This window comes from Caballeronia sp. GACF4, from assembly GCF_023631025.1.
Classification (GTDB): Bacteria; Pseudomonadota; Gammaproteobacteria; order Burkholderiales; family Burkholderiaceae; genus Caballeronia.
The window spans coordinates 27,801-46,422 of record NZ_JALQDW010000014.1 but is presented as its reverse complement, the minus strand read 5'-3'; the positions used below and the strand labels follow the sequence as shown (position 1 = coordinate 46,422).

Below are 18,622 nucleotides of genomic sequence, written 5' to 3'. Positions count from 1 at the left end.
CAACGCGACGGAGGCGCACGCCAGCAAAAGAACCGACATCCGTTGAAGAATTTTGGGTTTGGCAGGCGCCGCTGTCACAGTTAAGAAAACGCGAGGCTGTTCAGGTCTTCAAAGCACGCTTAGCAGGACGGTGGGGGACGCATTTTCGAACTTCAGCCCAAAAATTTCTGAATCAAATCGCATCTCCCGGCGCCTCCCGGTCAGACGCACGCATGCGTTCTGCACAGTTCCGACGTCCGCCGAAAGTATCAGCGTAGGGAGGAGCGTCCAGCTAAGTGTTTCTCTGGTCATGGACTTGTGAAACCGAAAGCCCCGCTACATGGCGAGTTGTTCAATATCACAGCGCGGCCTTCTCATCAGAGGTGCGTATCTATGATGCTGCACACGCTGGTTATAATGGGTCAACTAAAAAAGCGCCGCCCTTCAGACGTGAGAGACCGAAAATCGACTAGGTCGCGACCCCCGCTGGCTCCTGCTGGAGTTAAATCTCCGAACCCGCTTTTTTCACCGCAGCGTGAGACGGCCGGAGCGGTGACCGCGGAGCGCTTCAGTTACCAGTATGACTGGGCGCTTCATGAGTTCCTCGAACTCCATCATCGAGGTGAGGCGAGCATTGTTTTCGTTGAACTGCATGAGGACGTGGTTTTCGGGACGTCTTTGGATGTCGAGGAAACCAGCTTCATCTTCTGTCAGGTTAAAGCTGGTGGGAAAAACGGCTACAGCTCACACGCCTTGATTAAGCGTTCCGGAGCAAAGAACTCTGTTCTAGGCAAAATGCTGTCCAGTATCGCAGTGAAGGACATCGCCGAGCGCGTTCAAAAACTGGGCTTAGTGGCGACTCGTGGTTTTTCTCTGAAGTTGAAGACCTCTGGATTTCGCCTCGAAGAGATACCTTTTAGCGAGCTGGAAGACAAGACCGCAGACAGTATCCGCACTTCTCTGCAAACCGAGCTGAACGCTGACGTTCCCGTTGAGAAGCTGCACTTCCGCGAACCATCGCTCGACACGCGCTCCACGCGCCGCGCCGTCATCGGCCTAATCTCAGACCTGCTCACCGAGCGCAACCCGAATCAACATAGCAACAGCACTCAGATATATGTCGTGCTCACCGACGAGTTACGGCGTAAGGGCGAGCATGCCTGGGACTATTCTGACTGGGACCAGCTTGTCATGCGGAAGGGGCTAACAGCGGACCGCGTTGAAGCACTCTTCGCGCAATACTCGTCGACGGCGTCGACTGACGAACTCATCAACGACTTCAATTCGCAGGTCCGCGAGCTGGGATTTCTGACGCGTGACGTGAAAAGGCTGCGGGAGCGCGCGCGTACCTACTTGCTCAACACGCTTGCCGGAGGAGCGCTGGTTCAGGTGCAAGTTCGAGACTCAATCCGCGAGCACCTCTCGACGCTCGAAGAGGTGTTGTGCCGACAGACGCTTGAGAGCCTGATTAACACCTGCGCGCCTGTCGTAACTGAGCATCTCAGAGACTCAGAGAGCCGCGTCGCCGCTTACATCATCGAGTATCTCAGGTCATAGTGATATGGGATTACCCAACTATAAACTGCTTGTAAGAAATTTGCGTACGAAAGCCCATGAGCGCATTGATATTCAGGACCCTCTACGTACAGTCGACTACCCAAAGGCTCGCCGGACGATTCGGGTTCGAACCAGGCTTAAACCTGATAACGGGCGCGGATAACTCTATCGGCAAGTCTACGCTCGCACGCCTGCCGCTGTGGACCCTAGGGTGCGATATGGCATTCGACACGGATTGGAAGAATTTTGATGTTCGTGTGTTGCTGAAGTTCGAGCTCGACGGGCGCGAGCAATACGTCACCCGGTACCGCGATGAATGGCGGATACGAGCCGATGATGGACTGTGGACGTCATACGAGGTGGGCAGCGACGAGTTCGAGCAAAAATTTGCCTCCTTGGTCGGGTTCGGTGTGAAATTGCCGCGAAGGAATGAACCGTGGATTCACGAAGTGCCTTCGCCAGAGCATTACTTTGTGGCTTTCTACGTTGACCAGATGCGCGGCTGGGTGGAGCCCCTGCACAGCTTCGAAATCTACAAATACGATAAGTGGAAAGGTACGGTTTTGTCGTTTCAAGTTGGATACCGTTCGACCGGATATTTCAATCTCGATGCCGAGATTGCGAAGGGCAAACAGGCCGTCCGCGATGACACAGACTTAATCGACCGCTACACGAAGGCTGTGGACGTCCTCGATTTGTTTGCTCCCCAGGCGGAGCTTCCGACAACAGATGTGGAGCTCGATTCGGCAATTGCGGACATCCAGGGGACGATGGTCGGAATCAAGCGACGAGAGCAAAGGGCGTTGGCCGTCCTGCGGGCGAAGCAAGAAGAGCTGGAAGTCACGAAGGTCCAGCTTGGGATAGCAAAGGCGGCTGTTGAGGCGCTCGAGAGAGATTACGACTACGCGAACGACGAGTTGGATTCCGACGTCCTTGTCTGCCCGCTTTGCGCTACGAAGCATAACAATACTTTTCTTGAGCGCGCCTCGCTTCTTCAGGACCGGGCCGACGCGGAGCATCAGGTTGAGGAATTGACCGGGCGCCAGTCCAAAATTGAAGCGGCTGTGAACGCAACACTCGGGCGGCTGGACACTGTCCGCGAGGACTTGTCTAAGTTAAATCGGCGATTCAAACGGTTAGATAAGGACGTCACGCTGAAGAGCATCCTGGAGTCGATGGGGACTGATTCCGTTCGCCAAAGAGCCACGTCTGAGACAAATGAAGCAAGGAAGCGCCAACGTGATTACAACAAGAAGTTGAGCACCCAGCGCCAAGAGCTCGCCGAGTTGCTTGACGAAGACCACGACGAAACCATCAATCGATATTTCCGCAGTGAGCTACGAGAGCTTTGCCGCGTTCTGCGCATCAAGCCCGGTTTCGACCTTGAAACGGCAACGCCACTGGACTTCCGTAAGCTAAAGGCAACCGGTGGCGGCGCCGACAGCACCCGGATGCGACTCGTCTATTACCTGGCGCTGCATCGAGTCATTCAGCATTTCAAGACGGAAGCTCTTGCGCCCCTAGTTCTCGACACCCCAAACCAGCAAGATCAGGGCGTGTTGAACTACAGCGGCGTTGCGGCTGAATTGAAACGGCGTGCGACTAACGAAACTCAGTTCATCATCTGTGCCACGCGTCATCCTGGTATGGCACAGCTTGAGCAGGACTCCCATGTAATCGAGCTAGATGAAGGGAGGCTTCTGTCCGAGGAAGCGTTCGACCAGTACGAGCATCGTTTCGACAACTGGTTTGCGTAGGCTGTTGACTAGAACGCTCGACAAGCACTAAGTCCCTTTTCGGGCGGGGGTGACAGCCGGCGGCGGCCCCGCGCGTAAGCGTTTCTATTCCAGGCAGGTGCGCTTGGCCTGTAGTGTCATTCTCTTGCTATTTCGCGACCTGGATTAGACGTCAGAAGCGTTAACGGGCGCGGTAACACTATGATTCGGCAACGTAAACGCTTTCTGGCGCAGAAGCTAAAACGGTTCTAATTTCAAACACCACGAGTTTTGTAAAGCGCCCCTTCAGGGGCGTTTTTGTTGGATGGGCATATCCAAAGACAAGTGTTAATTTTTTTAAGCGGTGAAGTAGCGCCGGTAAGCGTCATTTTTTGCATTTAACCGGCAAAAAGATGCACTTTAACTTAGCAAGCTCCGCTGAGATTGGAGGAATTAGGCCAGCGCTGGCGCGCTCACCGCCCTGCACGACGTGGCAAGCCGCGCCGGCATAACGACGCGCGCGCTGCGCAATACCGAACGCGGCAGACAAGGGTCGCTCGATTCTTTGATCCGCGTCGCCATGGCATTGAGCCTCGCCGACGATCTCGATCTCCTTTTCGAACTCAAACCTCGCTCCATCAAGGCAATGGAAACCGCGAGCATCAAGCGGCAACGCGCATCCCGCACAAAGCCATGAAAAACCTGAACGTCATCTACGCCGGATGGGGCGAACGCTTTGCGTTGGGCAAGCTCGCCGAACACGGTCGCGATCCGCTGTTCGAATACTCTGCGATTGCGCGTGATCGCGGACTGGAGCTGTCGCCGTTCAAGCTGCCTCTTGGTCCCTTGTGACGCGCGAGCATCTCATGAACCTCGCCAGCAAGACCGGCATCGCGCCACGTGTCGCTGCGCGCTCCATCGATCGAATCGCGGCCATCGCATCGGATTCAAACGCTACGCCGACAACCTGCCGATAACCGTCGAAACCCTCGACGCCATGACCAAGACGATCTCGACAAACCAGGCGAGCGTGGCCTGACGCCTGTGGACAACCCTGTCAACAGCTCGACTGTTCGGCTGTTGGCGGTTTCTGGATAACTCCGTGTTAACCGCAAACACCGAAAGTTGTCCCAGCTTCCATCCGCAAACGCGCTCGCCATACCGGACTTGTTAAATCGCCAACTCGTTGATCGGAAAAGCACGACGGTACTTATCCACTGAAACGCCTCGTGCTTGTTAACTATTACTACGTATACATACGAATCCTTTTGTTAACTTAGACAGACGAGGCGCGCTGCCCAAAACCCGTGCGATGTCAGACCGCAGCCGACGCATGCACGTCTTTCAACCGCTCACGGCTGTTGCTCAGATGCAGGCGCATTGCTGCGCGTGCATCGTCGCTGTCCTGACGCACGATCGCCCGATAAATCGCCTTGTGTTCACTCAGAACATTGCGCAGGCGTTCGATCTGATCCAGCTCTGCCAACTCCGCCCGGCCAAGCCGCGTGCGCGGACTCACGCCTCGGCCCATCTGGCTCAGGACGTCGTAGAAATATCGGTTGCCGCTTGCCCGCGCAATTTGCAGATGAAACTCGACGTCGTGTTCGAGAACATCTGTGCTGCCGCTCGTCAGTTGATCCTCGAAGTTTCTGAGCGTCGCGGCAATCTGTTTCAGATGCTGCTCCGTACGGCGTCCCGCGGCCAGTGCGGCGGCAGCGCCTTCCAGATCGATGCGAAACTCGATGATCGCCATGATGTCCAGCAGGTTCGACAACTCGACGCCCGGTAAGCGAACGGTCTCGCGCCCGGACGGCGCCAGAATGAAAGTGCCGACGCCATGCCGCGTCTCGACGACATTCGCCGCCTGCAACCGCGACACCGCTTCGCGCACCACCGACCGGCTCACCGACAGTTGCTTCATCAACGCGGCTTCGGTTGGAATCCGGTCGCCAGGTCGCAGAACGCCGCGCTCGATTTCCTCGAATAACGTGGTGACAACTTTATCGGTCAGACTCGCCATGTTCTTTTGATGTTGGGAAGAATGGTGTGGTCGGACATCTTGTCCGCGCCGTGGGCGGCGCCTGTAACTTGGATGTCAGACAACGCATCATGTCGTCACGCCGTTCGTTCGTCAATTCGGCAATTCCAGCGCTCGCAGCGCTTAGCAAATAGGATGTCATATAACTAGCCGCGTGCAACGGTACCGCTTTAAACGTTGCCGCGAAAAGGATTAAGGGTTAACTCCGCTGTCTAGTGTGAATGAAAACACAGTACTCTGTGTTAAGACGTCTGATGACATTTGCAATCTCAGACATCGGCTTCTCATCGAAAGACAGTCGCTCAAGGAGACACCATGTCATCAACAGCACCTTATCAAGCTTTGCCCAATACCTTCCGGGCGGCGCTTCTCGCACGCAAGAAAGTGATTGGATGCTGGACGTCGCTTGCCAGTCCTATCGTCGCGGAATTGCTCGGCGTTGTCGGCTTCGACTGGATTTTGCTCGACGCCGAGCATGCGCCCAACGATTCCATCACGCTGATTCCGCAGCATATGGCGCTAAAAGACAGCGTCAGTGCGCCCGTGGTGCGGCCACCGGCCAACGACGCCGTCGCCATCAAGCGCTTGCTCGACGCGGGCTTCGTCAACTTTCTCGTTCCGTTCGTCGATAGCGCCGACGACGCTCGCCGCGCCGTGGCATCCACACGCTATCCGCCGCAGGGCATTCGCGGCGTGTCGGTCGGGCATCGGGGCAACCGGTATGGCACGGTGCCCAATTACTTCGACTTGGCCAACGACAACATCGCCGTCGCGGTGCAGATCGAAAGCCGCGCGGCCGTCGAAGCCATCGACGAAATCGCGGCCGTCGACGGCGTCGATGCGCTCTTCGTCGGGCCTTCGGATCTCGCGGCATCGTACGGACATCTCGGCAATGCGAATCATCCGGACGTACAAGCCGCCATCAAACATGTCTTCGAACGCGTGCACGCGGCTGGCAAGTCGAGCGGCATTCTCGCGCCCGTGCAGCAGGAAGCCGAGCGCTATCTCGCGCTGGACTGCACGATGGTCGCGGTCTGCGCCGACCTGGGGCTACTCAGGAACGCCGCGCAGGGCGTGAAGAGGCACTTCATCCAGGAGTAAGCTGCGCGGGTGGCAAGACCCGCGGCTGACTTCGAGAATCGAATCTGAAAACCGACCAAGGAGCGACACAATGCAAAAGGCAGGCTTTATCGGACTGGGCATCATGGGCAATCCCATGGCCGCCAATCTCCTCAAGAACGGCGTCGAACTCGCGGCATTCACGCGCAGCGGCGTGCCCGCCGATCTGACCGGCGCGGGCGCCAAGGCGTGCGATAGCCCGGCGGATGTCGCCGCCCAGGCCGACATCATTTTCCTGATGGTGCCGGACACGCCCGATGTAGAGCGCGTGCTGTTCGGCGAGAACGGCGTCGCGCAGAACTTGCGCGCGGGTCAGATCGTCGTCGATATGAGCTCGATCTCACCCATCGCCACGCGCGAGTTCGCGGCGAAGGTGCGCGAGCGCGGCGCGGACTACCTCGATGCGCCCGTTTCCGGCGGTGAAGTCGGCGCGAAGGCGGCATCGCTCACCATCATGGTCGGCGGCGCGCAGGCGACCTTCGACAAGGTCAAGCCGTACTTCGACATGATGGGCAAGAACATCTCGTTGATCGGCGAAGTGGGCGCCGGGCAGGTCTGCAAGGTGGCGAATCAGGTGATCGTCGCGGCAACCATCGAAGCTGTCGGCGAAGCGCTGCTGCTGGCGTCGAAGGCCGGCGTCGATGCCGAGAAGGTTCGCACCGCGCTGATGGGCGGCTTCGCGTCGTCACGCATTCTCGAAGTGCACGGCGAGCGCATGACCAAGCGCACGTTCAATCCGGGCTTCCGGATCGAATTGCATCAGAAGGACTTGAATCTGGCACTGGCGACCGCGCAGTCGCTTGGCGTGTCGCTGCCGAACACGGCGACGTGTCAGCAGTTGTTCAACTCGTGCAGCGCGCATGGCGGCAAGGCGTGGGATCACTCGGGAATGGTTCGCGCGCTGGAGATCATGGCGAATCATGAGATTGGACAGGAAAAGAAGTAAGACGCTGGTTTAACTGTCGTCGACAAGCCGGCGTTCGCCGGCTTTTGTTTTTGGCTGGCTCGTTGAAGCTTGGCCCTTGCCGCGAGGCTCTACGCGGACGCAGTTGCTTTTAGTTGTCGGACGTCTTATTGGCCTTTGCCCATTCGAACCGCGAAAAGGACCGAGCGCTGTAGAGGTCTTGTACAAAAGGACTCAAGCGCGACAGGGTAAACGCCGAATTGGTGCTCAAGCCGACTCGCGATACCATGTCATCTGACAACGTATAACGATGACGGCGTGCTTCTGCATGTCACATAACGCGCGCGAGCCGCTGATCGTATATTGCGCGGAAAGACGGCGAAGACGCGCTACATCACTTTCATGGATACCGGCGTCGCGACGCGCGAGACATCGTCTTGGTTCTCCGCGTGCCATCGGTGCCGCGACTCAATGTGCTCTCGCGCGAAAACAAGCGCAGCGCAAACCAACCCAACGAAGCTCCGACCATGTCCACTCAAGCACCTCAAGCGAACGCCACACCCAAAGTCACCGACCTGCGCGTCGTACCGGTCGCGGGCCGTGACAGCATGCTCATGAACCTGAGTGGCGCGCACGGGCCGTTCTTCACGCGCAACATCGTGATCCTCACCGATAGCGCGGGCAATCAGGGCGTCGGCGAAGTCCCGGGCGGCGAGAGCATCCGCAAGACGATCGACGATGCGCGCGCGCTCGTCGTCGGGCAATCCATCGGCAACATGCAGGCGGTGCTGAACCGCGTGCGCACGCAATTCGCGGATCGCGACGCGGGCGGCCGCGGCCTGCAGACGTTCGACTTGCGCACGACCATCCACGCCGTCACCGCGCTCGAAGCGGCGCTGCTCGATTTGCTCGGTCAGCATCTGGGCGTGCCGGTCGCGGCGTTGCTCGGCGAAGGGCAGCAGCGCGACGAAGTGGAGATGCTCGGCTACCTCTTCTATGTCGGCGATCGCAACAAGACGGACCTGCCGTACGCGAGCGGCGCGGATGGCCGCGACGACTGGGAACGCCTGCGCACCGAAGAAGCGATGACACCGGAAGCGGTCGTCCGTCTGGCCGAGGCCGCGAAGGCGCGTTACGGCTTCAACGATTTCAAGTTGAAGGGCGGCGTGCTATCGGGCGACGAAGAGATGCAGGCGACGACCGCGCTTGCGGAACGCTTCCCGGAAGCGCGCGTGACGCTCGATCCGAACGGCGCGTGGTCGCTTGCCGAAGCCATCCGCCTGTGTCGCGACAAGCACGACGTTCTGGCCTACGCCGAAGATCCGTGCGGCGCGGAAAACGGTTACTCGGGCCGCGAAGTGATGGCCGAATTCCGCCGGGCGACTGGCCTGCCGACGGCCACCAACATGATCGCGACCGACTGGCGGCAGATGGGTCACGCAATCCAGTTGCAATCCGTCGATATTCCGCTTGCCGATCCGCACTTCTGGACCATGCAAGGTTCGGTGCGCGTCGCGCAGATGTGCAACGACTGGGGTCTTACGTGGGGATCGCATTCGAACAACCACTTCGATGTATCGCTCGCGATGTTCACGCATGTGGCCGCCGCCGCGCCGGGCAAGATCACCGCAATCGATACGCACTGGATCTGGCAGGATGGCCAGCGTCTGACGCGAGATCCGCTGCAAATCGTGGGCGGCAAGGTGAAGGTGCCGGAGCAGCCGGGTTTAGGCGTCGAACTCGATATGGATGAAGTGGAGAAGGCGCACGCGCTGTATCTGCAACACGGACTCGGCGCGCGCGATGATGGCGTCGCCATGCAGTATCTGATTCCGAACTGGAAGTTCGATAACAAGAGGCCTTGCATGGTGCGATGAGCGGGCAGTGATCTAAGGGACTGCGGCGAAAATGCTTCGTTTGGGGGCGGGGCATTTTTGTCGCGAGGGAAGGAGCGTCTGGAATCTTCGGCGTAATCTTCGCCGTCGCTGCGACATCGGGAATTGCACTGATCCTTATCGGCCGAACGGCATTTGGTTACAACACCCTGCTACCGCCTGTGAAAGTGAACTGACATAAATCCGGTGACGGCTCTTTACCTACGAAGCGGCAAAGACACCGTCACCGGTCGCTACCCGCGGAACGTTCGCCTCAGTCGAATTACGTCGTCCCATTGATTCGTTCGGTCAGTGCAATTGCCGCAGCGGGATTGCGCTCCTTATATCCACTGATGACGTAAAGAAACACATCCCGTGAACCGACCTTCGCACCCGCGCTTGTCGATGCCCTCGCCATATCCTCAGGCACGCCACCCGCCGCCCATTCTTTCGCGCGGCTCGCCCAGCCATCGAGCGCCGCCTTCGAGTAACCTTGCTTCTGCTTCTCTGTTGTTCCCATGATGCGTGCATAGACGAATGGTGCGGTCGTATCCGCGATTTGCGGATACTTCGAGTCTCCCGCGACGACAATCGCCACGCGATGCTTTCGCGCCAGCGCCACGAATGCCGGATCGCTGAAACTCTCGTGTCGCACTTCGACGGCATGACGAATTGCGCGGCCTTCCACTTTCGCGGGCAGCAGCTTGAGGAAAGCGCCGAAGTCATCGGCATCGAACTTCTTGGTCGCTGCGAATTGCCAGTTGATCGGGCCGAGCTTGTTCTGTAGTTCCAACACGCCGCTTTTGAAGAAACGCTCGATGGTTTCGCCCGCATCGGCGAGTACCCGGCGATTGGTCGCGTAACGCGGCGCCTTCAGCGAGAACACGAAGTCGTCCGGGGCTTCATCGCGCCATTTGGCGAAGGTCTCGGGCTTTTGCGAGCCATAGAACGTGCCGTTCACCTCGATGGTCGTGAGCGCGCGGCTCGCGTATTCGAGCTCCTGCTTCTGCGCGAGTCCCTTCGGATAGAACGTACCGCGCCAGGGCTCGAACGTCCATCCGCCAATACCGACGCGAATCCGCGCCGTCTTTCGCGTGGCCATATGTCGTCCTCGATGTCGTGTGTTCGCCGATGCGGCTTACTTGCGCCCGACCAGATAGGTCACGCCTTGCGGTCCGTAGCGTTCTTCATGCTCGAGATTCGCGGACAGCTGGAAGATCTCGCCGACGCGATACAGCCGCTCGTCATCGCCAACGCGGATGGTGATCTCGCCTTCGACAATTAGCGCCTTGGCTTCGAAGGGATGCGCGTGAATATCCATTACGCCGTTCGGCTCGCGCGTGACGGTCACGACTTCTTGAAAGCCCTCCTCGGGAAGAAGGGCGAGGAATTCGTCTCGGTGCATGGCGATCGTTCCAAAGTGAAAAGGAAAGCGCGCCCGCATACGAGAATGCGAGCGCACGGGATCATGCACCGGATGCTAGCGCAACTTTCAGGCCGCGCTTGCTGCTTCAGTTGCCGAAGAATATGTCGCAGGGCGGCCCGCGCACGCACGGCTTGGAGATGCCCGCGTTGGTTCCGGTCGTGCCGATTGCGCCAGTGGCGCCACGAGAGGCGGGCGCGCCGCCATACGACATATCGCCCGTTTGGCCTTGCGTGCTGCCTTGCATCGCCGGTTGCGACGAGGTATCCGCCGTGGTTTGTCCCGGCACCTGCGCCGTGCGGTAATACGTTTCCTGCGCCGAGGCGCTGCCAGCAGCCACCAGTAGCGAGGCGGCAAGCGCCGTCGCGACGAGACGTGTTTTCATATCGACTCCTTGAATGAGATGCACGAACCGACAATGGCCGGGTCGCGCTATTCGTTGTAGCGAACCGTCGTTCGCACACGACGTGCCACGGTGCGTTCTACTCGATGGCAGTGCGCGAAGAGGCGTCAGGGCCGGTTCCGGTCGGCTTCTGCCATGCGACCACTTGCCGGACTTGTAGATATGCAATTCGAAGGCGACTGCGAAGCAGACAGGGACGAACGCCAGTAAGACCGTTGGCGGATGATCCACCCAGGACATGCCGCACTGCACACTTCGTTATAGGCCGCGCAGCCGCGATTGAACAGGGTATTTGCTGCATCGCTGGCAATCCGGTCGGTGGCCTGACGCAAGCCGGGCGTGCGCGTCATCGTGAGGTCGGCCTAGAATGCCGAATGTGATCATCAAGGACATCGCCGACATGACTGTCATCATCTATCACAACCCAAAGTGCGGCACCTCGCGCAACACACTCGCGCTGATCCGCAATGCGGGCATCGAGCCGAAAGTCGTCGAGTATCTGACCGCGCCGCCGGATCGCGCGACGCTCACTTCGCTCATCGCGCGCGCCGGGCTTTCCGTGCGCGAAGCGCTACGCGAAAAGGGCACGCCCTACGCCGAGCTCGGCTTGGGCGACACGAGTCTCACCGACGAGCAACTCATCGACGCCATGCTCGCGCATCCAATCCTCATCAATCGTCCCTTCGTCGATACCCCGAAAGGCGCGCGACTGTGCCGCCCGTCCGAACGCGTGATCGATCTTCTGCCGGAGCCGCAAAAAGGACCATTTGCAAAGGAAGACGGCGAAGTGGTTATCGACGAAGCAGGCAAACGCTTGCTCTGACTTGACCGTTACCTGACGTTACCTTTCTCGCGGGTCTGTTGCACCTGTGTCAGGAATCGCCTTCTAGACTGCACTCGACATCACGCAATCGGGGCAAGGAGAAGGCGACATGAAGAAGCAGCTTGCAACTGTGGCAATCGCGTTGGCAGGACTCGGGGGATTGGCGGTAACGACGGCAGCATCGGCGCATGTCGATGTCGCGGTAGGCGTCGGCGTGCCGGTTTATGCACAGGCCCAGCCGGTCTACGTGCAGCCCGCATACGGATACGGCTACGGCGATGAACGCTGGCGCGAACACGAATGGCGACGCCACGAGCGCGAGCGTCATTGGCGGCATGAGATGCATCGCGAAGAACGCTGGCGCGAACATCACGGCTGGTAAGCGCACCGACTTTCTGCGCCTGGAAACGCGGCTGGCCGCAAGGTTGCGCCGCGTTGTTCATTGAATGATGCGAGAGTGCGCCGACGCGCACAGGCAACTCCGCCAGTCACTCTTCCTCGCCAATACCCGCCGGACGTTGACTCGGCGGCTTGCGCATCCAGCGCTTCAGCAAGCCTTTCTCGATGATCCGCCCAACCGTCAGCAGCACGATGAGAATCACCGTGGCGATCAGCGCGAGACTCCATACGCCGAGCCCACACAGAATGCCCACGGCCGCCGTCACCCAGATGGAAGCCGCCGTGGTCAGCCCGCGAATGCGGTTCTCGCGCGGATTCTGAATGATCACGCCCGCGCCCAGAAAGCCGATGCCCGTCACGATGCCTTGCACCACCCGCGAGACTTCGGTGTTGTGCGCGAGCGGCTCGGTGGCAAATCCGAGCGCACACATGGTCGCGATGCACGCGCCGAGCGACACGAGCCCGAGCGTCTTCATGCCGGTCGGTTTGCCGTGCAGATCGCGATCGACGCCGATGATGCAGCCGATCAGCACCGCGACGAGCATGCGGACGACGGCATCGATGAGAATGGGTTGAGGAAGCATCGCGAAGAAACAGGACTGGAAGGGACGCTGCATCTTCGCATCAAAGGTCCGGACGCGCGCGGGATATTTTGGCGGGCTAACGTGCCGGTTCCTTGCAAGGAGACAACGTGAACCACCGACCCAAATTCTCGATGATCGATGCCGCGCCGACGCCTGTCGGCCCGTTCTCCCACGCGGCAGAAGCCGACGGCTGGGTTTTCCTCACCGGCCAGATGCCGACCGACCCCAACGACGACAACGCCCCGCTGCCCGAGGGCGTCGCCGCGCAGACGCGCCGCGTGATGGATAACCTGATCCTCGTGCTGACGGGACTCAGCCTCACGCTCGACAGCGTGGTGAGCGCGCGCATCTTCCTCACCGAGTTCAAGCGCGACTACGACGCGATGAACGCCGTGTACCGCTCTTACTTTCTGCCGAAGCCGCTGCCGGCGCGCACGTGCATCGGCGTGACGGGCCTTGCGCGCGATGCGCTCGTCGAGATCGATTTCGTCGCGCGGCGGCCCTGAAGTTCAACGCCGCTTCGATGCGTCGACCCAGCGAAAGGTCAGGTTGATGCGTTCGCCGCGCGCGCCCGGCTCCTTCGGCACGCGATGCACCCATTCGAGCTGCGTGCGTCCGCGCATCACGAGCAGGCTGCCGTGCGTCAGCGCGAGCGCGTGCGTGGCATGCGTGCGCGCGTGGCGGAATTCGAATGCACGCGTGGCGCCAAGACTCACCGACGCAATCACCGGCTCGGGCCCGAGCTCGCGTTCCTTGTCGGCGTGCCAGCCCATGCTGTCGAGCCCCGTGCGATAACGGTTGAGGAGCACGCTGTTGAAACGCGCGGCGCACACGTCCTGAGCGGCATCGCGCAACCGGGCGACGGCGGGCGTCCACGGCTGCGGCACGTTGCGGATGCCCGAGTAGACATAGACGGCATCCGGCTCGCCTTGCCACGCGGTCAGGCGCGGCAGCGGCAAACGGCCGCGGGGCGTGTTCATCGTGTCCTGCTGCCAGCTTACTTCCGCGATCAGCTCGCCCATGAGATCGGAACCGGCGTCGGAGTCGATCCAGTCCGGGTGCCACACGATATCGGGTTTGGGAATGTCGTCGAAGAGATCGAACATGGGAACGCCGGCGTGCGCGGAAAAAGTCCACGATAGCAGAGCTGTCGCATGCTGCCTTGCGCCCTCATTTCATCAGGCTCGGGCGTTGTGCTACAGTCGCCTCGCCATCTTGAAAATGTACGAGGACACGCATGAACACCACCGCCGAAGCGACCGGCGGCGCGGCGTCGAGCCGGCGCATTCTGATTGTCGACGACAGCGAGGACGCCGCGCTTGCCATGTCGATGCTGCTCGAAGCATTGGGCCACGAAGTGCGCACGGAGCACGACGGTCCGCGCGCGCTGCAGTCCATCGACGATTTCAAACCCGACGTGGTGCTGCTCGATATTGGTCTGCCGGGCATGAACGGCTTCGACGTGGCGCGCGAGATGCGCAAGCGCCCCGTCACGCGCGACGCCTTGCTGCTCGCGCTGACCGGTTACGGCAGCGACGCGGATCGCCAGAATTCGATCGATGCCGGCTTCGATCATCACCTCACCAAGCCGGTTTCCATCGACGCTCTGGAAGCGCTGCTCGGCTAACGCCGCCTCATTCCTCGACACGCAGTCTCGCCATATACGGCAAGTGATCGGACAGCCATGCGGTGTCCTGCGTCGGCACGAGCCATTCGACAGGCTTAAGACCGCGCACGAACATCTTGTCGAGCGCGAGCGCGGGCGAGAACGCCGGAAAGGTGCGGCCGGATTCGCCGAGCATCGTCGCGACCTCGCTCATGCCGAGTTCGCGAAATAGCGGCACGGAATCGTTGCGCCAGTCGTTGAAATCGCCTGCCAGCACGAGCGGGCCTTCCGGCGCTTCCTTCGCAATCCAGTGCGCGATCCAGTTCATCTGACGCAGACGCGCGGAACGCGTGAGCGCCAGATGCGCGCACAAGAGCGTGATGGCCTTGCCGGCGAAAGTGGCGCGCGCGACCAGCAAGCCACGCTTTTCGAAGCGATGCGCCGAGATGTCCCAGCGCCCGGACAGATCCAGCGGATGCGGCGACAAGATGGCGTTGCCGTGCCGCCACGACGGCTTGAACACGTTCGGCCCGAGGGCGATCTGCAATTCGAGCGCGGTGGCGATTTCGGTGGCCTGGCAATGCCAGACATCGTCGAGCGGCGCTGCAAGCGGGTTGCCGAAACCGCTTGCGAGCACGGGCTGCGGCATGCGCCGCGCCATCGCTTCCTGGAGAAAATAGACGTCGGCGTTGGTGGTCTGAACCCACCGCTGCATGGCGTTCCAGGCGCGCAGTCCGAGCGGTGAGCGGCCCTTGTGGAGGTTCCAGCTTACGGCGGTGAAATCCGGCGTGCCGTTGTGCGTGGATGGACCTGGCGGAAGATGTTCTGGATTTCGCATGCGTTCGTTGTGTGGTGGCGCGGCCTCTCTACTTTATGTCACGAAGGCCGTCATTGCGTTGCTGGTGCCGAAGCCATGCTCGCGCGCACTCGATACAGCAGCGTCGGATTGCTGTCGACGATCTTCCATTCGCCCCATTCGCCGGGCTTCAACACGAGCCCCGGATGCGATCCGCTCACCTGACGCGGCACCGGCGGCAACTTGCAGCCGGCCGCCGTGGTCCGCGAGGAATCATCCTGAAGCGTTTCCTGAGCGTCGATGGCGAGCGTGATGTCGTCCGCGCTCGCGTGCGTCGGCGAAACGGTGATGGTGCGCGTGAGATCGATGTCGCCCGCCGGCTGATTCGCACAGCCGACCTGATTCTGCGTGATGTTGTGATGCGTATCGGTGCGCGCCTGGCCGACATTCGTCGTGGCGGAAAACGAATCGATTTGCTGACCGTCGCGCACGACCTGCAACTCCCAGTCGACAGGCTGCGGCGTGCTTGACTGCGCCCAGGCAGGTCCCGCCGATACCACCACGAGGCACGCGCTCGCAGCAAGCGCAAATCGAAAGGGGAACGGCAAGACGGTTCGTGTTGTTCTTTGCATTGAAGGCTTCTCCGGCGCACGGGCGGTTCGGATGGCGGCGTTTCGCTTTTGCGCGTGATCTGCTTGGGCGAAAAGCCGCTGGATCGGCGTTTCCTCGGCGACTTGATTCTGACCGGGCTGCACGGCTACGGTTCAGCCAGAATCCTTACCAAAACCCGACATCTGGGGCCGCGCAAAACACTTCGCAGCCAGGTTGGAAAAACGCCGCAGAAAAACAGCACGTTTCGAACCCGCTCGCGGCACGCTCACACGTGGGACGAACGATGATACTCGCGCCTGCGCTACGCGGCGGAATTGGCAGCAGACCCGCGAGACTGCTCGCTTGCGTGGTGTTTTGTCGTCGCTACACTGGCTTTGTCGACCAAAACAATGACGGGGTGTGACATGACGACAGCCGTGGTGAAACAGGAACTGGCGGTGGCATCGTTCAGCAAGGTCTACAGTCTCGACGACGTGGAAACCGCGCTCAACGACTTGTCCGAAGGCGCAAGCGACGCCCTGCGCGCTACTTACGAGAAGATGCTCAAGGTCGGCAATCTGCGCTTCTGCGTGAAGCCGAATCGCATGCCGTGCATCGACGACCTTGCGGCTTCCCTGCCGAACTTCGAGGAGCCGCTCGACGACATTCGCAAGCAGATCGCGCTGTGCCTCGAAACCGAGGACCGCCTCGAACTCATGCCAATGCTGTTGCTTGGCGAACCCGGCATCGGCAAGACGCATTTTGCGAAGCAGCTTGCGCGAATGCTCGGGACCACGTCGCATTACGTGGCGATGAGTTCGCTCACCGCCGGATGGATTCTCTCGGGCGCGTCGTCGCAATGGCGCAACGCCAAGCCAGGCAAGGTGTTCGACGCCCTCGTGAACGGCAGCTACGCGAACCCCGTCATTACCGTCGATGAAATCGACAAGGCCACCGGCGACGCGCAATACGATCCGCTCGGCGCGCTTTACGCGTTGCTCGAACACGACACGGCGCAGACTTTCATCGACGAATTCGCGGAAGTGCCGATCAACGCGGGCAACGTCGTGTGGATTGCAACGGCCAACGACGCGCGCGCCATTCCCGAGCCGATCATGAACCGCATGAACGTCTACGAGATTCCCCCGCCGGATCGCGACGGCGCGCGTCGTATCGCGCAGGCGATTTACGACGACATCCGCACGACGCACGCGTGGGGCCGGCGCTTTCCCGAAACGCTCGGCGATGCCCCGCTCGATGCGCTCACGCATGCCTCGCCACGCGGCATGCGGCGCGCGATGCTCAACGCGTTTGGCAACGCGCGTATCGACGGACGGCATCACGTCGAGGCGCGCGATATCCAGCTCGACCGTAATTCGCGCAAGAAAGCGATCGGTTTTTAAAGCGCACGAATTTTTGGAATTGCCAAAAAAGCCATGGAAACATGGCTTTTTTGTCATCGGACGGCCAGTTTCATGCCTTTTTCTGCATTGCTCCGTAATTCGGTTCAATTGCCATGCGTTTGTTGTGCAACTCGCAATAGTCAAGAACGTAGAATGGTTGCGAGTTATCTTGCGACGGAACGGACATGGATCGGATCGAGTGCGTGGTAATCGGCGCGGGCGTGGTTGGGCTTGCGATTGCGCGGCAACTGGCGATGCGCGGGCGCGAAGTGATCGTGCTGGAAGCGGGCGAGGCGATCGGCATTGGCACCAGTTCGCGCAACAGCGAAGTGATTCACGCGGGCATCTACTATCCGCGTGGATCGCAGAAAGCCGAGCTGTGCGTGCGTGGGCGCGAAATGCTGTACGAATACTGCCGCGAGCATGGCGTGCCGCATCGGCAATGCGGCAAGCTGCTCGTTGCCACGGCGCGCAATCAGATTCCGCAGCTTGCGGGCATCGAACAGAAGGGCCTGGAAAATCGCGTGGAAGGTCTCGTGCGGATCAGCGGCGCACAGGCGGCGGAGATGGAGCCGCAACTGACGTGCGTCGAGGCGGTGTGGTCGCCGAGTACGGGAATCGTCGACAGTCACCAGTACATGCTGGCGCTACAAGGAGATGCCGAGAATCACGGCGCGAACATCGTGTTTCATACGCCGGTGGCCGCCATCGACGCGCGCGAGGGCTGCTTTATCGTCGAGACCGGCGGCGATGCCCCGGCGCGCTTCCGGGCGTCGTTTCTGATCAACAGCGCGGGGCTTCATGCGAACAGGATCGCCAGCAAGATTCGCGGTCTCGACGATCGTCACGTGCCGCCGCTCTACTTCGCGAAGGGCAACTACTTCAGCGTGAGCGGGCGCGCGCCGTTCGAACGGCTCATCTATCCGATGCCCAATGAAGCGGGACTCGGCGTGCATCTGACCGTCGACATGGGCGGCCAAGCCAAGTTCGGTCCTGATGTCGAATGGGTGCAGTCGCTCAATTACGATGTCGATCCGCGCCGCGCCGATTCCTTCTACGCCGCGATTCGTGCGTATTGGCCGGGTCTGCCTGACGACGCGCTGCAGCCAGCCTACGCGGGCATCAGGCCGAAGCTCTCGGGTCCAGGGCAGGCTGCCGCCGACTTCATGATTCAAGGCAAGTCCGCGCATGGCGTGCCGGGGCTCGTGAATCTGTTCGGTATCGAATCGCCCGGACTGACGGCTTCACTCGCCATCGCCGAGCGCGTGGCGGACATGATGCGTTAGCCGCGATTCCCCCGGGTTCTTATCTATAACATTTGGCTTCATCGATTCGCTTCCGGATTGTTATGCTCGGGCATCGCCGTCGTCAGAACGGCGTTTTCCCCCCAATACAACATGGAGCGAGT

General features: G+C 60.3%; 20 protein-coding genes. 12 read left to right on the top strand and 8 right to left on the bottom strand.

Annotation, left to right across the window (positions count from 1 at the left end; all coding sequences use genetic code 11):
* Positions 1 to 531 precede the first annotated feature (531 nt).
* The 3 genes from NCR40_RS12750 to NCR40_RS12740 all read left to right on the top strand — a co-directional run bounded on the left by NCR40_RS12750 (position 532) and on the right by NCR40_RS12740 (position 4,103).
* A complete protein-coding gene (locus tag NCR40_RS12750) occupies positions 532 to 1,536 on the top strand; it encodes a dsDNA nuclease domain-containing protein (protein WP_250509618.1) in 1,005 nt (334 codons plus the stop codon).
* A gap of 56 nt (positions 1,537 to 1,592) precedes the next feature.
* On the top strand, positions 1,593 to 3,293 hold the full coding sequence (locus NCR40_RS12745; RefSeq protein ID WP_250509617.1) for a coiled-coil domain-containing protein: 1,701 nt from the start codon (positions 1,593 to 1,595) through the stop codon (positions 3,291 to 3,293).
* Positions 3,294 to 3,944: 651 nt separating this feature from the next.
* Positions 3,945 to 4,103, top strand: a complete 159-nt coding sequence (locus NCR40_RS12740; RefSeq protein ID WP_250509616.1) for a hypothetical protein — start codon at positions 3,945 to 3,947, stop codon at positions 4,101 to 4,103.
* 463 nt (positions 4,104 to 4,566) lie between these two features.
* On the opposite strand, the gene NCR40_RS12735 is transcribed toward NCR40_RS12740, so the two are convergent.
* A complete protein-coding gene (locus NCR40_RS12735; protein ID WP_250509615.1) occupies positions 4,567 to 5,271 on the bottom strand; it encodes a FadR/GntR family transcriptional regulator in 705 nt (234 codons plus the stop codon).
* A 333-nt stretch (positions 5,272 to 5,604) separates the two neighbouring features.
* On the opposite strand from NCR40_RS12735, the gene garL reads away from it, so the two are divergent.
* The 3 genes from garL to gudD all read left to right on the top strand — a co-directional run bounded on the left by garL (position 5,605) and on the right by gudD (position 9,189).
* Positions 5,605 to 6,390: a 2-dehydro-3-deoxyglucarate aldolase gene (gene garL, locus NCR40_RS12730; RefSeq protein ID WP_250509614.1), complete on the top strand. Its 786-nt coding sequence runs from the start codon at positions 5,605 to 5,607 to the stop codon at positions 6,388 to 6,390.
* A 70-nt stretch (positions 6,391 to 6,460) separates the two neighbouring features.
* Positions 6,461 to 7,354, top strand: coding sequence for a 2-hydroxy-3-oxopropionate reductase (locus NCR40_RS12725; RefSeq protein ID WP_250465961.1), 894 nt, complete (start codon positions 6,461 to 6,463; stop codon positions 7,352 to 7,354).
* Between the two features lie 485 nt (positions 7,355 to 7,839).
* Complete coding sequence (gene gudD / locus NCR40_RS12720; protein WP_250465959.1) at positions 7,840 to 9,189, top strand: glucarate dehydratase; 1,350 nt, start codon at positions 7,840 to 7,842, stop codon at positions 9,187 to 9,189.
* Between the two features lie 280 nt (positions 9,190 to 9,469).
* Here the strand turns inward: gudD and NCR40_RS12715 are convergent, their stop codons facing one another.
* From NCR40_RS12715 to NCR40_RS12705, 3 genes are all read right to left on the bottom strand, one after another.
* Positions 9,470 to 10,288 (bottom strand): DUF72 domain-containing protein, encoded by an 819-nt coding sequence (locus tag NCR40_RS12715; protein WP_244826482.1) that lies wholly within the window; start codon positions 10,286 to 10,288, stop codon positions 9,470 to 9,472.
* 36 nt (positions 10,289 to 10,324) lie between these two features.
* Entirely contained in the window at positions 10,325 to 10,591 is a 267-nt protein-coding gene (locus tag NCR40_RS12710; protein WP_250509613.1) for a cupin domain-containing protein, read from the bottom strand.
* 106 nt (positions 10,592 to 10,697) lie between these two features.
* A complete protein-coding gene (locus NCR40_RS12705) occupies positions 10,698 to 10,994 on the bottom strand; it encodes a hypothetical protein (protein WP_250465934.1) in 297 nt (98 codons plus the stop codon).
* Positions 10,995 to 11,412: 418 nt separating this feature from the next.
* On the opposite strand from NCR40_RS12705, the gene arsC reads away from it, so the two are divergent.
* Together arsC and NCR40_RS12695 are read left to right on the top strand one after the other, a co-directional pair.
* On the top strand, positions 11,413 to 11,835 hold the full coding sequence (gene arsC, locus NCR40_RS12700; RefSeq protein ID WP_250509720.1) for an arsenate reductase (glutaredoxin): 423 nt from the start codon (positions 11,413 to 11,415) through the stop codon (positions 11,833 to 11,835).
* Between the two features lie 109 nt (positions 11,836 to 11,944).
* Entirely contained in the window at positions 11,945 to 12,217 is a 273-nt protein-coding gene (locus NCR40_RS12695; RefSeq protein ID WP_250509612.1) for a hypothetical protein, read from the top strand.
* A 106-nt stretch (positions 12,218 to 12,323) separates the two neighbouring features.
* On the opposite strand, the gene NCR40_RS12690 is transcribed toward NCR40_RS12695, so the two are convergent.
* Positions 12,324 to 12,818 (bottom strand): MgtC/SapB family protein, encoded by a 495-nt coding sequence (locus NCR40_RS12690; RefSeq protein ID WP_244826478.1) that lies wholly within the window; start codon positions 12,816 to 12,818, stop codon positions 12,324 to 12,326.
* A gap of 131 nt (positions 12,819 to 12,949) precedes the next feature.
* Between NCR40_RS12690 and NCR40_RS12685 the strand changes: the two genes are divergently transcribed.
* Positions 12,950 to 13,324, top strand: coding sequence for a RidA family protein (locus tag NCR40_RS12685; protein WP_284507773.1), 375 nt, complete (start codon positions 12,950 to 12,952; stop codon positions 13,322 to 13,324).
* A 3-nt stretch (positions 13,325 to 13,327) separates the two neighbouring features.
* Here the strand turns inward: NCR40_RS12685 and NCR40_RS12680 are convergent, their stop codons facing one another.
* The gene (locus NCR40_RS12680; protein ID WP_244826476.1) at positions 13,328 to 13,924 is read right to left on the bottom strand and encodes an alpha-ketoglutarate-dependent dioxygenase AlkB family protein; all 597 of its coding nucleotides are present in this window, start codon (positions 13,922 to 13,924) and stop codon (positions 13,328 to 13,330) included.
* 131 nt (positions 13,925 to 14,055) lie between these two features.
* On the opposite strand from NCR40_RS12680, the gene NCR40_RS12675 reads away from it, so the two are divergent.
* The gene (locus tag NCR40_RS12675) at positions 14,056 to 14,445 is read left to right on the top strand and encodes a response regulator (RefSeq protein WP_244826475.1); all 390 of its coding nucleotides are present in this window, start codon (positions 14,056 to 14,058) and stop codon (positions 14,443 to 14,445) included.
* A 7-nt stretch (positions 14,446 to 14,452) separates the two neighbouring features.
* Here NCR40_RS12675 and NCR40_RS12670 read toward each other — a convergent pair whose 3' ends face one another.
* Both NCR40_RS12670 and NCR40_RS12665 read right to left on the bottom strand, forming a co-directional pair.
* Positions 14,453 to 15,262: an endonuclease/exonuclease/phosphatase family protein gene (locus NCR40_RS12670; RefSeq protein WP_250465929.1), complete on the bottom strand. Its 810-nt coding sequence runs from the start codon at positions 15,260 to 15,262 to the stop codon at positions 14,453 to 14,455.
* A 50-nt stretch (positions 15,263 to 15,312) separates the two neighbouring features.
* On the bottom strand, positions 15,313 to 15,852 hold the full coding sequence (locus NCR40_RS12665) for a hypothetical protein (protein ID WP_250465927.1): 540 nt from the start codon (positions 15,850 to 15,852) through the stop codon (positions 15,313 to 15,315).
* A 384-nt stretch (positions 15,853 to 16,236) separates the two neighbouring features.
* Between NCR40_RS12665 and NCR40_RS12660 the strand changes: the two genes are divergently transcribed.
* Both NCR40_RS12660 and NCR40_RS12655 read left to right on the top strand, forming a co-directional pair.
* The gene (locus NCR40_RS12660; protein ID WP_250509610.1) at positions 16,237 to 17,214 is read left to right on the top strand and encodes an AAA family ATPase; all 978 of its coding nucleotides are present in this window, start codon (positions 16,237 to 16,239) and stop codon (positions 17,212 to 17,214) included.
* A 185-nt stretch (positions 17,215 to 17,399) separates the two neighbouring features.
* Positions 17,400 to 18,500: an NAD(P)/FAD-dependent oxidoreductase gene (locus NCR40_RS12655; RefSeq protein WP_250465923.1), complete on the top strand. Its 1,101-nt coding sequence runs from the start codon at positions 17,400 to 17,402 to the stop codon at positions 18,498 to 18,500.
* Positions 18,501 to 18,622 lie beyond the last annotated feature (122 nt).